10 protein-coding genes are annotated in these 13,954 nt (G+C 66.3%); 1 reads left to right on the forward strand and 9 read right to left on the reverse strand.

The window, feature by feature from the left end; all coding sequences use genetic code 11:
* The first annotated feature begins 888 nt into the window (after positions 1-888).
* Positions 889-2,115 carry a cell division protein FtsW gene (locus IT430_16000; protein ID MCC6909444.1) on the forward strand — a complete coding sequence of 409 codons (1,227 nt, stop codon included), beginning with the start codon at positions 889-891 and terminating at the stop codon, positions 2,113-2,115.
* A 5-nt stretch (positions 2,116-2,120) separates the two neighbouring features.
* On the opposite strand, the gene IT430_16005 is transcribed toward IT430_16000, so the two are convergent.
* The 9 genes from IT430_16005 to IT430_16045 form a co-directional block, all read right to left on the reverse strand.
* Positions 2,121-3,284, reverse strand: coding sequence for a hypothetical protein (locus IT430_16005; GenBank protein ID MCC6909445.1), 1,164 nt, complete (start codon positions 3,282-3,284; stop codon positions 2,121-2,123).
* A 33-nt stretch (positions 3,285-3,317) separates the two neighbouring features.
* Positions 3,318-4,475: a phospho-N-acetylmuramoyl-pentapeptide-transferase gene (gene mraY / locus IT430_16010; GenBank protein ID MCC6909446.1), complete on the reverse strand. Its 1,158-nt coding sequence runs from the start codon at positions 4,473-4,475 to the stop codon at positions 3,318-3,320.
* Positions 4,476-4,568: 93 nt separating this feature from the next.
* Positions 4,569-6,050 carry a UDP-N-acetylmuramoyl-tripeptide--D-alanyl-D-alanine ligase gene (locus IT430_16015; GenBank protein MCC6909447.1) on the reverse strand — a complete coding sequence of 494 codons (1,482 nt, stop codon included), beginning with the start codon at positions 6,048-6,050 and terminating at the stop codon, positions 4,569-4,571.
* Positions 6,047-7,585, reverse strand: coding sequence for a UDP-N-acetylmuramoyl-L-alanyl-D-glutamate--2,6-diaminopimelate ligase (locus IT430_16020; protein MCC6909448.1), 1,539 nt, complete (start codon positions 7,583-7,585; stop codon positions 6,047-6,049). Before IT430_16020 ends, IT430_16015 begins: the two co-directional genes overlap by 4 nt.
* An 88-nt stretch (positions 7,586-7,673) precedes the next feature.
* Complete coding sequence (thrS, locus tag IT430_16025; protein MCC6909449.1) at positions 7,674-9,761, reverse strand: threonine--tRNA ligase; 2,088 nt, start codon at positions 9,759-9,761, stop codon at positions 7,674-7,676.
* A gap of 234 nt (positions 9,762-9,995) precedes the next feature.
* On the reverse strand, positions 9,996-10,709 hold the full coding sequence (locus IT430_16030; protein MCC6909450.1) for a signal peptidase II: 714 nt from the start codon (positions 10,707-10,709) through the stop codon (positions 9,996-9,998).
* A gap of 83 nt (positions 10,710-10,792) precedes the next feature.
* Positions 10,793-11,650, reverse strand: coding sequence for a TraR/DksA family transcriptional regulator (locus tag IT430_16035; GenBank protein MCC6909451.1), 858 nt, complete (start codon positions 11,648-11,650; stop codon positions 10,793-10,795).
* Between the two features lie 144 nt (positions 11,651-11,794).
* Positions 11,795-12,772: an acetyl-CoA carboxylase carboxyltransferase subunit alpha gene (locus IT430_16040; protein ID MCC6909452.1), complete on the reverse strand. Its 978-nt coding sequence runs from the start codon at positions 12,770-12,772 to the stop codon at positions 11,795-11,797.
* Positions 12,773-12,945: 173 nt separating this feature from the next.
* Positions 12,946-13,878 (reverse strand): prepilin-type N-terminal cleavage/methylation domain-containing protein, encoded by a 933-nt coding sequence (locus tag IT430_16045; protein MCC6909453.1) that lies wholly within the window; start codon positions 13,876-13,878, stop codon positions 12,946-12,948.
* Between the last annotated feature and the right edge of the window lie 76 nt (positions 13,879-13,954).

Consider the following 13,954-nt stretch of genomic DNA (forward strand, 5'->3'; position numbering starts at 1 on the left):
ATCAGGTCTGCTCATGCCGTTGCCGCCTTCCGCGGCCGGCCGCGCCGCCGAAACGTGTGTTCCAAGAGCCAGCGCCGCCGTCCGCTTGACCAACGACGAATGGTAGCCGCCACCACCGGCGAAGGTGGCCCATGCGATCGATGCCTCGGTCCCTCCCTGCCTCGGTGCCTTTCCTCCTCACCCCTTCTGCCCGTCGCCCCTTCACCCCCTCATCCCCTCACTCTTCGTGCCCCTTCGTGCTCTTCGTGCCCTTTGTGGTGAGAGAATTCGCCCCCCGCGCGCCAGCGCACCGGGTCAGGAGCGACTTGTGCGCGACATCGCCAGAAACGCAAAAAAACGGATTAAAACTCACCTGCACCCCCTCCAGAAAAATGAAAATCGACGAAAATCGCCCAAAAGCCGCGAGCATTTGGCGCTCTGGGCAAAATGAGCGTCATGGCGCGCACAGCGCTGCTCGAAAACCAGCGCACAGAATCGCTCCCGTGCGCACGGCGCGCGCTTAACCCGGTGCGCGCCCGTGTTGGCACGCGATTTGCCTCGCACATTTCTGAAAATCGCGCCTGCCGCCCGCGCCACCCGGCACAATTCTTGAATGGCCGTCCACTGCGCCGCGCCTCGCCCCCGCACTCACATCGCAAAATCAAGCCCCGCCGCGCACGCCAGCGCACGCGTATCGGTATCAGGTGATGACGCGCTCCAACGCCCCAACCCGCCGCGACGGCGCCCCAGGCATGGCCATGCCCCGGCGTTGTTCATCCCCTCGCTGCCTCGATCACTCGATCTCTCGATCCCTTCCCCATCACCCACTCACCCCATCACCCACTCACCCGTCACCCCCTCACCCCTTCAGCCACCTCCACTCTTGCAGTCGCCCAAGCCGCCTTTCCGATGAACAGAGCAATGCTGCGCCCGGGTCAGACGATCATCATCTGCGTCATCGCGCTGCTCACGCTGGGCATCGTCATGGTGACCAGTGCCGGCCTGACCATCGACGCTGAGCGGGCCGTGTCCTTCGAGGGCATGCTCACCGGCCGGTCGATGATCTACGCCCTCGCGGCGGTGGGGCTCATGTTCGCCGCATCGTGCTTTCCCGTCCAGTGGCTGCGCGGGCCGACGAGCCGGGGCATCAGCCCGGCCAATCGCATCATCGCGACGCCCGCCACGTGGCTGCTGCTGCTCTCGATCGTCTGCCTCTGTCTCGTCTACGTCGGCGGCATCGGCAAGGAAGTCAACGGCGCCCGCCGCTGGGTCTATCTCGGCCCGGCGTCGTGGCGGCTGTCGTTCCAGCCGAGCGAACTGGCCAAGTGGGCGATGGTCATCGTCGTTGCGTCGTACGTCGTTCATCTCGGCGCCGAACGCATGCGGCAGTTCTGGTCCGGCCTGGTGCCGGCGCTGGTCATCACCATGCTCGTGTGCGGGTTGATCGTGCTCGAAGATCTCGGCACGGCGGTTCTCATCGGCGCGGTCGCCCTGTTTCTGCTGTTCGCCGGCGGGGCGAGGTGGTGGCACATCGGCATTCTCTTTCCGCTGCCGGTGGCCGGCGTCGCGGCCGCGGTGCTCACGAGCGAGTACCGCATGAACCGCATCGAGTCGTTCCTCAACCCGTACGCCGACCCGCAGGACACGGGCTATCACATGATCCAGTCGATGGTCGCCGTCGCCGAAGGGCACATCACCGGCCGCGGCCTCGGGCACGGCGTGTACAAGTTCGGCTACCTGCCCGAAGACACGACGGACTTTCTCTTTGCGGTGATCTGCGAGGAACTCGGCATCTTCGGCGCGGCGCTGGTCGTGTTCCTCTATCTCACCTTGCTGCTCGCTGCGGCGCAGGTCATTCGCAGGCAGAGCGATGCGCTGTGCCGATTCGTCGGCCTTGGCATCGCGGCGACCATCGGCATGCAGGCGGTGATCAACCTGATGGTCGTCACCGGCCTGGCGCCGACCAAGGGCATCGCGCTGCCGCTGCTCTCTTCGGGCGGCACGGGCTGGATGCTCACCGCTGCGTGTCTCGGTCTGCTCGTGGGCATGGACCGGCGGACGGCGCCGGACACCCAGCCGCAAGCATCGCGAGAGGATGTGCCGGCGGGGCTGCCTGCCCTCGGCTCGCCGGTGTGACTGAATCACTCGCCCGCGGCCGGGCCGCACCACCAGCGCCACGGCCACGCGTCGATGCGAGGCGGCTGAATGAGTTGCACCATGCCCGCGTGCTCATCGAAACGGATCTCCCGCGCAGCGCTTTCGACGCGGATGCTGCACCGGCTGATCGCCGTGATGCGACAAGGCGAGGCGTCGGCGAGGCGGTTGACGTGGTGCTCGACGGTTGCGGCCTGGCTCTCGCTGATCCAGCCCAGCAACAGCGGATAGCCCAGCAACCACGCCGAGCGCTGGAAGTCGGCGCGGGGCGTCCGGTCGCCGCGGATGATGCGCGGCGGCTGCCCGTCGGCGAAGATCATCAGCGTCGGAGCCAGTTGAATGTACTTGCGAATGATGACCAGTTCGCCCAGTGCCGCTCCGCCGGGCCACGCGGTTCGAGCGATGAAGTAGCGGCGGATGCCCTCGCCGATCGGACCCGAGCCGCGGAAGTGGTCGAGCGATCCGCCGGCGTTTTGCAGATCGAGCGAGCCGTTCTCGGTGCCGGACCATCGGATGTTTCCGCTGACGGCGGCGGAGGGGCAGGCGGGCAGCCACTCGTGCACGGCGCCGCTTGGAGAATCGGGCAGCAGGCCGCGCCAGAACGTCGAGGTGTGAAAGCGCGGCTGCAAGGAGATGTCGGCGGTGATGCGGCCGGCGGTGCGGGCCGGCCCGCCGAGCAGGAGGCGCCAGGCGGAGGTCGTCCGCGGGACGTCAAGGTGCAGGCGCCAGCCGTCTCCATCTGCGGCGAGCAGAGTGCCGCCCAGGCGCAGCGTCCAGCCGCGGGCGACGGGCGTCTCGCGCACGCCGGCTGGGTCGACGGCGACGTGGGATCGCGCGACGCGGCGGCCGTTTTGAAACACGGCGACGGATATCGCCGCCGTCGCGCTCTTGCGGCCGAGCGAGGCATCGATGAACCGGCCCGCGCGGAGTTGCCGCACGTGCCGGCGATACACAGGATCGAAGGCGTTGCCCAGGTGCAGCGTGCACAGCAGGCCCGATCCCTTCGCATCGATGGCGCTGATTTCCCACCACTCGTACGCGCCGGGTTCTTCGGTCCACGTCACGCCGTTATGCGCGTGGATCTCCTGCGTCGCGATCGGACGGAGCCGGAGTTCCGGATGCTGCTCGACGAGTTCGGCAACTTCGGGCACGGGTCAAAGGATAGGGGATGGCGATGCGCGAGTTCAGCGCAGTCGGATGGTCGCCAGCGCCAACGCAGCGAGAATCGCCGAAAGCAGCCAGAAGCGCACGACGACCTGCTGTTCGGTCCAGCCGCCGAGGTGGAAGTGGTGGTGGATCGGCGAGCAGCGGAAGATGCGCTTGCCGCCGGTCATCTTGAAGTAGCCGACCTGGAGCACGACGCTGAAGATCTCAAGGTAGAAGATGCCGCCGATAATGAGCAGCAGGAACTCCTGGCGGATGACGACGGCGATGTAGGCCATGAGCCCGCCCAGCGCCAGCGATCCGGTGTCGCCCATGAACACTTGGGCCGGCGAGCAGTTGTACCAGAGGAAGCCGAGGCAGGCGCCCGCCATGGCGCCGGCCATGACGGCCAGTTCATTGCTGAAGGGGATGTAGGGCATGAGCAGCTGCTTGGCGACGGGTTCCGAGCCCGCCACGCCGCAGAGGATCATGAGCGAGAAGGCACAGATGATCGAGATGCCGCTGGCCAGGCCGTCCATGCCGTCAGTGAGATTCACAGCGTTGGACGAGCCGGCGATCATCATCATCGCCAGCAGCGTGAAGCCCAGCGCGTTCATCTGAAAGAGCATCTCGGGCTGGTTCGTGCCGGGCGTGTAGGAACGCACCAGCGGCAGAGCCGGGAAACTGTGCGCCAGGGGCTCGGCACCGTTGCGGTAGACGAAGAATCCGGCGAGGAAGGCGAAGCCGAGCTGGAAGAGCAGTTTTTCCCACGCGTGCAGGCCTTCGCGGGCGCCCTGGCCGCGGCGGGCGTTGGTGAGTTTGAGCCAGTCGTCGATACCGCCGAGCACGGCCAGGCCGACGAGCAGCATGAGGCCGAGATTGATGTAGACGCTCAGATCAGCCAGCAGGACGGTGGAGATGAAGATGGAGCCGGCGATGAGCACGCCGCCCATGGTGGGCGTGTTGGCTTTCTGAGCCATGAGGCGGTTCAGATCGGCGTTGTAAAACTCGGGCGCGTCGCCAACCTTTTGGCGCAGCAGCCAGCGGATGACCGGCCGGCCGAGCAGGACGACGAGCAGGAAGGACACGATGACTGCGGCGATGGCGCGAAAGTCCACGCGATCGAAAATGCGCACGTAGCCGTAGAGGCCGTGCTCTTCGAGCCACTTTCGAATCAGGTTGAGCAGGGCGACGATCATGTTGAAGCGAATGGGCCTCGGTGGCGATCAGTGCTGATCGGGGTCGGCCGCAGGGGGTTTATCGACGAGGCGGGGCGACAGCCGTTGGGAATCTCACAATCGGCCGGCTCTGGCTGGAGCGCCCGGCCGGGGCACGAGCGGCGAGAACCGCTCGCGAATGGCCGCGGCGACGCGTTCGAGCCGCATGGCGCGCGAGCCCTTAACCAGCACGCGATCGCCCGGCTCGATGAGTTGCACGATTTCGCCAAGGCTCTGAGCGTCGATCTGTTCCACGTGGACGGCGGCAACGGCGGGGGCGTGCTCGCCGAGCCAGTCGAACGCGCCTCGCATGCGCGTCCCCACGAGAACCGCCAGATCAGGCAGCGCCAGGCCCTGCGACTCGTCGGCGATTTCTTCGGCCACCTGCACATGGGCCTGCTTGCTCAGCGCGCCGAGTTCGAACATGTCGCCCAGAACCACCACGGTGCGGCCGCCTGACGCGGCGGCGAGCGAGCGGAACGTCCGGATGGAGGCCCGCATCGAGTCGGGGTTGGCGTTGTATGAGTCGTCGAAGAGTTCGACGCGCTGGGCGAGTCGGTGGCGCGTGAATCGCATGTCGGGGGGCTCGAGCCTGAGCAGGCCGGACTGGATCTGCGCGTCGGCAAGTCCGCAGCGGCGGCCCACGGCGATCGCCGCCGTGGCGTTCGATGCGTGGTGCAGGCCGTAGAGCGTGATGTTCCATCGGCTGCGATCGTTGAGTGCGAACTCCGTGCCGTCTTGCCCGACGGAGCATTCGGCGATGCGCAGGTCGGCGTCGGTGGAGAAGCCGAAGGTGATGCCGCGCTGCATGTTCTCGACGTGGGGGAGGATGGCGGGCTCGTCGATGTTGACGGCCGCCCAGCCGCCGTGCGCGAGTGCCTGGAGCAGCGCTGCTTTCTCGTTGGCCACGCCTTCGATCGAGCCGAGCCCTTCGAGGTGCACGCGGCCGATGCCGGTGATCACGCCGATGTCCGGTTCGACGATGGCGGCGAGAGCGGCGATCTCGCCGGGGTGGTTCGTGCCGATCTCGCAGATGACGCACTGGTCCCGGGGCGCGGCGGCGAGCACGGTGAGCGGCACGCCGATGTGGTTGTTGAAACTCTTGGGGCTGGAGGTCACGCGGAACTTTTCGCCGAGCACTGCGCTGAGCATCTGCTTAGTCGTCGTCTTGCCGCTCGAGCCGGTCACGCCGATGAAGCGCGTGGACTTGAGGCTGCGGCGATACGAAGCCGCGAGGCGCGACAGGGCCTTGAGCGTGTCATCGACGAGCAGGACGTACGAATCCGCCGGCGCCATCGCGAGACTGGCCGGCGATTTTTCGATGATCGCCATGGCGGCGCCGCGGGCCAGAGCGTCGGCGAGGAACGCATGGCCGTCGAAGTTGTCGCCGCACAGCGCCAGAAAGACCTGCCGCGGCCCGATGGTGCGCGAGTCGGTCGAGAGGCCGGCGAGACTCGGCGGCTCGGCCGGACTGTTGACAGGTCGATGCAGCCAGCGCCCGCCGCCGGCGGCCACGCGAATGGCTTCGGGCGACCAGAAGGATTCGGCGGCGCTCATGGCACGGCCTCTTGCGGCTGCGCCGGCTCGCCGAAGCGGGCCTGCAGCGTGGCCCGCGCCACAAGCCGGTCATCGAATGGATGCTTGGTGCGCCCGATGATCTGGTAGTCCTCGTGTCCCTTGCCGGCGATGATGATCAGATCGTTGGCCTGCGCTTCGGCGAGGCAGCGCACGATCGCCTTGCGCCGATCGACTTCGGTGATCGTCTTCCCGGCCGCGTTCTCAGGGACGCCAGCGAGGATTTCGCGCACGATCGCCTCTGGATCTTCCGTGCGCGGGTTGTCACTGGTTATAACGACGCGGTCGGCCAGCCGGCAGGCTGCGGCGGCCATGCGCGGCCGCTTGGTGCGGTCGCGATCGCCGCCGCAGCCAAACACAACCGTGAGGCGGCCGCCATCGGGCACGATGGGCCTGGCCGCATTCAGGACGTTCTCGATCGCGTCGTCGGTGTGGGCGTAATCGACGAAGACGGTAAAAGGCGATCGAGGATGGCGCACCGGTTCGAGGCGGCCGGGCGGGGCCGAGCAGTGCGCGAGCGCCTCGCGGATGCAATCGACCGACACGCCGCACCACGCCGCCACGCAGGTGGCCTGAAGCGCGTTGGACACGTTGTGCCTGCCGATGAGCGGGAGGTCGATTTCAAAGGCGCCCCACGGCCCGTGAAACTCGGCGCTGGTGTGCGTGGGGTGCAGGGCCATCACTCGCGCCACGGCATCGCGGCCGGCCGGCGTCTCGGATTTGTCCGTCACGCGGGTTCGCCGGATGTCCGCACGACAGCCCTCGATCATCGCATCGGCCGCGGGATCGTCGGCATTGATGACCGCCAGGCCGCCAGGCGGCAGAGCGCGGAAGAGTCTGGCCTTGGCCTGCGCGTAGGCCTCCATCGAGCCGTGGTAGTCGAGATGATCGCCGGTGAGATTCGTGAAGACGCCCACGTCGAAGTGCAGCGCGGCAGCGCGACCCTGGTCGAGCGCGTGGCTCGAGACTTCCATCACCGCCTGCGAGCAGCGGTTGGCGACCATGCGGCTGAGCAGGCGACTCAGGTCGATCGACGATGGTGTGGTGAGCGTCGCCGGCTCGCGGGCGGCGCCGTCGTCGGTGATGACGGTTCCGATGAGGCCGCAGTGCCAGCCGGCGCTGGCCATGAGCTGCTGCAGGAGATGTGCCGTGGTGGTCTTGCCGTTGGTGCCGGTAACGCCGACGAGCGTCAGATGCGAAGAGGGCGACCCGAAGAAGCACTCCGCGGTGGTGGCGATGACTTCGCGGTAGGGGCGGCCGGAGTCGGCGGGCGCAAGCAGCGTGGCGGAGCCGACGTCGATGGACTCGTCTTCGCTGAGCACGGCCGTGGCGCCTTTGGCCAGGGCGTCGGCGACGAACTTGCGGCCGTCGGCCGCAGCGCCGCTGCGGGCGACGAACAGACACGAAGGGCTGGCGGCGCGGCTGTCTTCAGTGACGTCGGCCAGTTCCCGGTCGGCAGCGCCGCGGACGATGCGCAGCCCTGCCGCGCTGACAAGTTGATCGATCTTCACGCGCATGGCAATCCCGTCCGTGCAGACGGCAAAGGATATCGGGCAGCGGCGCAAGGGCGATGCACAAATGCAGCCGGTTCGTGCGCGGCGGCATTCACGCCCCGGCGCTGCGCGCCGCGGCGGCGATGGTGCTTCGCCCGTGGCTGGCGACTTCCTCGGCGAGCATGGCGACGAAGCGGTCCAGCGGCACGCTGCCGAGGTCACCTTCGGTGCGGTGGCGGATGCTCACGGTGCCGGCCTCGGCGTCTTTGCCGCCGACGACGAGCATGTAGGGCGTTTTCTCCTCGGTCGCCCGGCGGATCTTTGCCTGGAGGCGCTCGGGAGATTCGTCGAGGTGGACGCGGAACGCGCCGGCCGCGTCGATGGCGGCCTTGACCTTCCCGGCGTAGTCGGAGAACTTTTCGGAGATGCTGAGGATGCGCACCTGCTCGGGGCTGAGCCAGAGCGGGAAGTCGCCGGCGAAGTGCTCGATGAGAATGCCGATGAAGCGCTCGAGCGAGCCGAAGGGCGCGCAGTGGATCATGATCGGGCGGTGCCTTTCGTTGTCGGCGCCGATGTAGTTGAGCCCGAAGCGCTCGGGGAGGTTGTAATCGACCTGCACAGTGCCGAGTTGCCACTCGCGGCCGATCGAGTCTTTGGCGACAAAGTCGATCTTGGGTCCGTAGAACGCCGCTTCGCCGGGCTCGATGGTCATCGGAACGCCCATGCCCCTGGCCGCTTCGATGCAGATTTTCTCGGCCAGTGCCCAGTTCTCGGCGCTACCCACGTACTTGCTGCTGGCCGGATCGCGCAGTCCGACGCGCACGCGATAGTCGTTCAGGCCGATTTCGGCCAGAACCATTCGGGCGAGTTCGAGATCGATGTCGATCTCGCGGCTCAACTGCTCCGGAGTGCAGAAGATGTGCGAGTCGTCCTGGGTGAAGCCGCGCACGCGGGTCATGCCGTGGCACTCGCCGGACTGCTCATAGCGGTAGACGGTGCCGAACTCGGCGAGGCGGACGGGCAGATCGCGGTAACTGTGCTGGGTCGCCTCGTAGACTTTGATGTGGTGCGGGCAGTTCATCGGCTTGAGCAGGAAGCCGTCCACGTCGGGCGAGGCCATGGCGTTGGCAACGTCGGCGCAGCCGCAACCGCCACCGTGCGCCATGAGCGAACCGCTCAGCGCCTCGGCGTCTACGAGCGGCGGGAACTGCGAGTCGGCGTAGTAGGGGAAGTGGCCGCTGGTGCGATAGAGATTGAGTTTGCCGATGTGCGGCGTATTGACCCAGACAAAGCCGCGCTCGGTGCGAGCCTTGCGGAGGAACTCCTCGAGTTCGCGTCTGATGATGGCGCCGTTGGGCAGCCAGAGGACGAGGCCGGTGCCGACGTCTTCGCTGAGACTGATGAGGCGCAGCTGCTTGCCGATGACGCGATGGTCGCGCTTGCGGGCCTCTTCGAGCATCTTGAGGTGATGATCGAGGTCCTTCTGATTGGCGAAGGCGGTGCCGTACACGCGGGTGAGGCGGTCGCTGTTCTCGTCGCCGTGCCAGTAGGACGAGGCGAGGGACATGATCTTGAACGCGCCGATCCGGCCGGTGCTGGGCACGTGCGGTCCGCGGCAGAGGTCTTCCCAGTCCTGGCCGGGTTGGCCCGTGGCGTAGAAGGAGAGGCAGTCGGAGCCGGCTTGCACTGCTTTCTGGGCGTTGTCGATCTTGTATTTCGAGCCTTCGGCGTTGAGTTTGCTCATCCCGCGGTCAAGCGGCATCTCGTAGCGCGAGAACGGGCGGTTCTGCTTGATGATCTCGGCCATGATCTCTTCGACCCGCGCGAAGTCGTCGCTGCTGAGGCTCTGGCCGTCAGGAAAGCGCATGTCGTAGTAGAAGCCGTTCTCGACGGGCGGGCCGTAGACGAGTTGGGTGCCGGGCTTGAGGCGCTGAATCGCTTCGGCCATGACGTGTGCGGCCGAGTGGCGCAGCAGGTAGAGCGCATCAGGGTCGGGCTGACCATCGCGTGATTTCTCGGTCACGATCGAGACTTTGGCGTCGCGCTCGATGACGAAGCCGAGGTCGTGAAGTTCTCCGTCCACCTTGACGCCCAGGGCTGCCTTGGCCAGGCCCGGACCGATGGATGCGGCGATCTGCGCGCCGCTGACGGGCTCGGGGTATTCTCGAACGCTTCCATCGGGCAGTGTGATGCGAGGCATGGTCAAGGTCCTTCTTCAGTCTTCAGTGACCAGGCATGGCCATGCCTGGGCTTTGGGGCGTCGGGAGTGTGAGCGGGCGTCAAAACAAACAACGCACGGCTGGTATCGGCCGTGCGTCGCAAAAACTCTTCTTCGTGCGCACCAGCCGATTACCGCCGCGAAGGAGTCGCGGTCGTCGTGGCAGTCGTGGCGGTGGTGCGGCTGTCGAGCATGATGTACAAGCCTAGTCCGTCGTTACGTCCGGTCAATCGGTTCATCGGTCGCTGCGCTGGGGGAATTGAGCGCCGCTGCTGCGGCGGCGTCCTTGTCGGCAGGTGCGGCCTGGCGGTTCATTCGCAGCATGAGCAGGCCGATGCCCGTCAGCAGCAGCACATCGGCGATGTTGAACACCCATGGGAAGATCTCGGAGTTGCCGCCCGGCCAGCGCCAGCCCAGCGGCAGGTGGGTGTCGGGAAAGATCTTGAGGAAGTCGCGCACGGCGCCGAACATGATGCGGTCGAAGAGGTTGCCCCCCGCTCCGGCGAGGATGCAGCCGATGGCGATGTGGGCCAGCCAGTCGCCTCGACGGGTTCGCGCGGCGAAAGCGTAAAGCCCGATCGCGACGGCCAGCACCGTGAACACGACAAAGAACGCCCGCTGGCCTGGTCCGATTCCGAAGACCGCGCCGCGATTGAGTACGAGGTGCAGGTCAAGCAGGCGCGGCAGCACCTTGTAGTGCGCATCAGGCGGTGGATTCCAATGCGGGTTCGAGAGAATCACCTCGCGGTCCAGCACGACGGGTTCATCACCCACCAGCGCGAACGCGAGCTGCTTGGAGGCCAGATCGATCGAGAGTCCCAGCGCCACGACGATGATCAGCGCCAGCCAGCACGCCAGCGAACGCCCGGCCGGTGGCCGCGATGTGTCGGGGCACTGCGCCGCCGGGGATTGATCTCTGGAAGTGGCCATGTGAGACAGATGGTAGGGACGAAGGCTTGTCGGCATCGCCCGTCGAATTCCTGCAGCGATGCTTGCAGCGCGGGCGGCGGCAATCAGCGGCGGAAGCGATGGAAGCGGTCGCGCTCGCGAGCCACCTCGATGCACACCTTCGCCCACGGTTTGGCCTCGAGGCGCGGCAGACTGATCGGCTTGCCGGTGACCTCGCAGATGCCATACGTCCCGTCCTGGATGTTCTCAAGTGATTTGTCGATCTCTTCGAGCAGTTCGCGCTCGGTGGCGGCCAGTTGGAGAGCAAACTCCTGGTCGTAGGTGTCCGAGCCGGCGTCGGCCATGTGCATTGGAGCGTGGCCGGAGTCGCCCGATCCTCCGCCGCGCAGCGCGCCCGACTCCATGGCCTGCACGTCGCCGATCAGTTCGGCGCGGCGTTTGAGCAGCAACTCGCGAAAGTGATTCAGCTGCTTGCGGGTGAGCCGGGCGGGGGTGTTGCGGGCATTGACCTCGTCATTGGGATGGGTCGGCGTCGGGTCGAGCATCCCGGGCTTGCGCTCGCCGGTGGTCGCGGTGCGCGGCTTGGCCGACGCCGGGGCCGGCTTGTCGGCGCGGCTGACCTTGGCGCCGGGAGCCGTCTTTGGCGCTGCGGCCGGCTTGGCCTCCGCCGAACGCTTGCGGGGGGTCTTGGCTGCGGCGGGCGCCTTCGCCTTTGCGGCGGGCTTGCTGGACCGCTTTGTAGGAGCGCCGGCGGTCTTCTTGCGGGCGCCCGCCTTGCCCTTGGATCGCTTCGGGGCCTTTGCAGCCGATCGCGGCTTGCTGGAGGGTCGTCTTGACGCTTTGGCCTTCTTTTTCGTTGCGCTGGTCTTGGTGCGCTTGGTCGCAGACGCGGTCCGGCGGGATTTGGACTTGCTGGCTGGAGTGCGAGCCGTCTTTTTGCGAGTGGTCTTCTTCTTCGCCACGGCTGCCGCTCTCCAAGAGGTGGAAAAGCCCGCACTTCTGTGGATAAGAGCCGGGAAACCGGCCCCCGTTCCAGGCGGAGGCCGCAAAGAATAGACGCAGCGAAATCAGGGGTCAAACCAGCGCTACACCGGGCCGGGGCAGCCTCACGCGGCTCCGCCGGTTTCCTGCACCGAGCCGATCTGTCTGAGACGCTCGTAGCGGCGTCGGATCAGGTTCTCGATCTTGAACCGCTTCAGTTCGGTGATCTTGTCGATGATCCAGCGCTGCAGGATCTCCGCGGCCGCCTCGTGGTCGCGGTGGGCTCCGCCGACCGGCTCATCGACGATCTCGTCGATGGTGCCCAGCCGCAGATTCTCCTCGGCCGTGAGGTGCAGGGCGGTGGCGGCGGCGGCATTGGTGTCCGGCCGGGCCTGCTTCCACAGGATCGCCGCGCAGCCTTCGGGGCTGATCACCGAATACCACGAATACCGCAACATCCCCACCCGGTCGGCCACGGCGATGCCCAGCGCGCCGCCGGAACCGCCCTCGCCGATGATCACGCTCACGATCGGGGTGCGCAGGCGGCTCATCTCCCGCAGGTTCACGGCGATCGCCTCCGCCTGCCCACGTTCCTCGGCTCCGAGGCCGGGATAGGCCCCCGGCGTGTCTACAAGCGTGACTACCGGCAGGCCGAACTTCTCAGCCAACTGCATGTTTTTGAGCGCCTTGCGGTAGCCTTCCGGATGGGCGCAGCCGAAGTTGCAGAGCATGCGCTCATTGGTGTCGCGGCCTTTGCGGTGGGCCACCACCATGACTTTGAACTTGCCGATGCGGGCGAATCCAGTGAGAATGGCGGGGTCATCGCCGAAACATCGATCGCCGTGCAACTGGCAAAAGTCAGAGCAGATGCGGCGGAGGTAATCCGTTGACTGCGGACGCCTGGGGTGGCGGGCGACCCTGCTGACGATGTCCCAGGGCTCGAGCGCGGCGTAGATGGCGGAGAGCGAATCGCGGTGCTCGAGGCGCAGCGCCGCCAGGCGCTGGGCGCCCTGTTCGGACGTATCGCCTTCGAGTCGCTCGATTTCGGCTTCGAGCGGCAGCAGCGGCTGTTCGAATGGGGGGCGGTTTGGATCGTTGGCCATCAGACTCGGTCCGCCGGTGGTCCTGTGTTGGTGATGCAATCGTAGCGCGGCGCGGGGCGTCCTGAAGCTCCGGCGGCGGGAATGGAAAAAGACAGGCCCGGCGACGGATCGCCGGGCCTGGTGGTTTTCGCCTGCGCTTGAGTCCGCAGTCGGATCTCAAGACAAGTGAGGGATTACTGAATGGGATCCCAGAACTGGGTCGGGCTGGTGGTGCCGTCAGCGGACGTGCCCCACATGCACAGCCAGATGTCCTTGCCGCCACCGGTGCTGATGATCGGGTCCTGCTGCTTGAAGAGATTGTCAAGCAGGTCCTTCTGCACGTTGGTGTTGCGATAGGTCACGCCCGGAGGTGCGAAGGCCTTGTAGGTCTGGTCTTCGGTCTGGCCGGGACCGCCGTTGTCCAGGCCGGTCTGCTCCTGGGTGTTGGAGACGTGGCCGTCGTTGTAGCCGACGTTGCCGGTCCAGGTCGTGCGAGCGCCGTGGAAGAGATAGGTCGGGCTCTTCTTGTCCGGGATGCCGTCGCGCGGGCCGCGGTCGGAAACGACGGCGTAGTTCGCGTTAAGGCTGTCGGCCCACTCGGCGTTGTACCGGCTGCCGGCGGGGGCGAGAGTTGCGTAGCTCGCGTTGGCAGGCTTGCCGGTCGTCTGAACGTCACAACCGAACACCGGGTCCCAGAGCCACTGGTCGTTCCAACCCGGATCGTCCTGCGTGCCGTAGCGGTAGTCGGTCTTCAACTGAGTGTTGGCGCTGGAGTCGCCGGGGCAGAGCACGACTTCCGGCGAGTAGTACGTGTTGAAGATCATGTACGAGTAGAAGTTGGCCGACGAGTTGCCGGTTTGAGGCGTCCCGTTCAGCCCGCCAGTGTTCGCATTTGCCGTGATGAGGCTGATCTTCGCGGGTTTGGGATAGGTGCCGCCGAAGTCATTGGCGAACAACACCATTCCCTTGTGGACCTGGTTGACACGAGTCGAGCAGGTCAGGGTCTTGGCATTGTTGCGGGCACGGGCCAGTGCCGGCAAGAGAATGCCGATGAGCAGAGCGATGATGGCAATGACCACCAGCAGCTCGATGAGGGTAAACCCTCTGGAACGGAAAACACGATGCATGGCTTGCTCCTTTGAATGATGAATGGATGGAATCCAAAGCCAATGCCTGAACACGATGCTCCGGACCATCCGGTGC

Source organism: Phycisphaerales bacterium (assembly GCA_020852515.1).
In the GTDB taxonomy this organism is placed as follows: domain Bacteria; phylum Planctomycetota; class Phycisphaerae; order Phycisphaerales; family UBA5793; genus UBA5793.

Bases quoted from the DNA above. Each gene is read 5' to 3' on its own strand.
- IT430_16000 (MCC6909444.1), top strand. From the start codon at position 889: ATGAACAGAGCAATGCTGCGCCCGGGTCAGACGATCATCATCTGCGTC.
- mraY (MCC6909446.1), bottom strand. From the start codon at position 4,475: ATGATCGTCGCCCTGCTCAACCTGATTCGAAAGTGGCTCGAAGAGCAC.
- IT430_16015 (MCC6909447.1), bottom strand. From the start codon at position 6,050: ATGAGCGCCGCCGAATCCTTCTGGTCGCCCGAAGCCATTCGCGTGGCC.
- IT430_16020 (MCC6909448.1), bottom strand. From the start codon at position 7,585: ATGCGCGTGAAGATCGATCAACTTGTCAGCGCGGCAGGGCTGCGCATC.
- thrS (MCC6909449.1), bottom strand. From the start codon at position 9,761: ATGCCTCGCATCACACTGCCCGATGGAAGCGTTCGAGAATACCCCGAG.
- IT430_16030 (MCC6909450.1), bottom strand. From the start codon at position 10,709: ATGGCCACTTCCAGAGATCAATCCCCGGCGGCGCAGTGCCCCGACACA.
- IT430_16040 (MCC6909452.1), bottom strand. From the start codon at position 12,772: ATGGCCAACGATCCAAACCGCCCCCCATTCGAACAGCCGCTGCTGCCG.
- IT430_16045 (MCC6909453.1), bottom strand. From the start codon at position 13,878: ATGCATCGTGTTTTCCGTTCCAGAGGGTTTACCCTCATCGAGCTGCTG.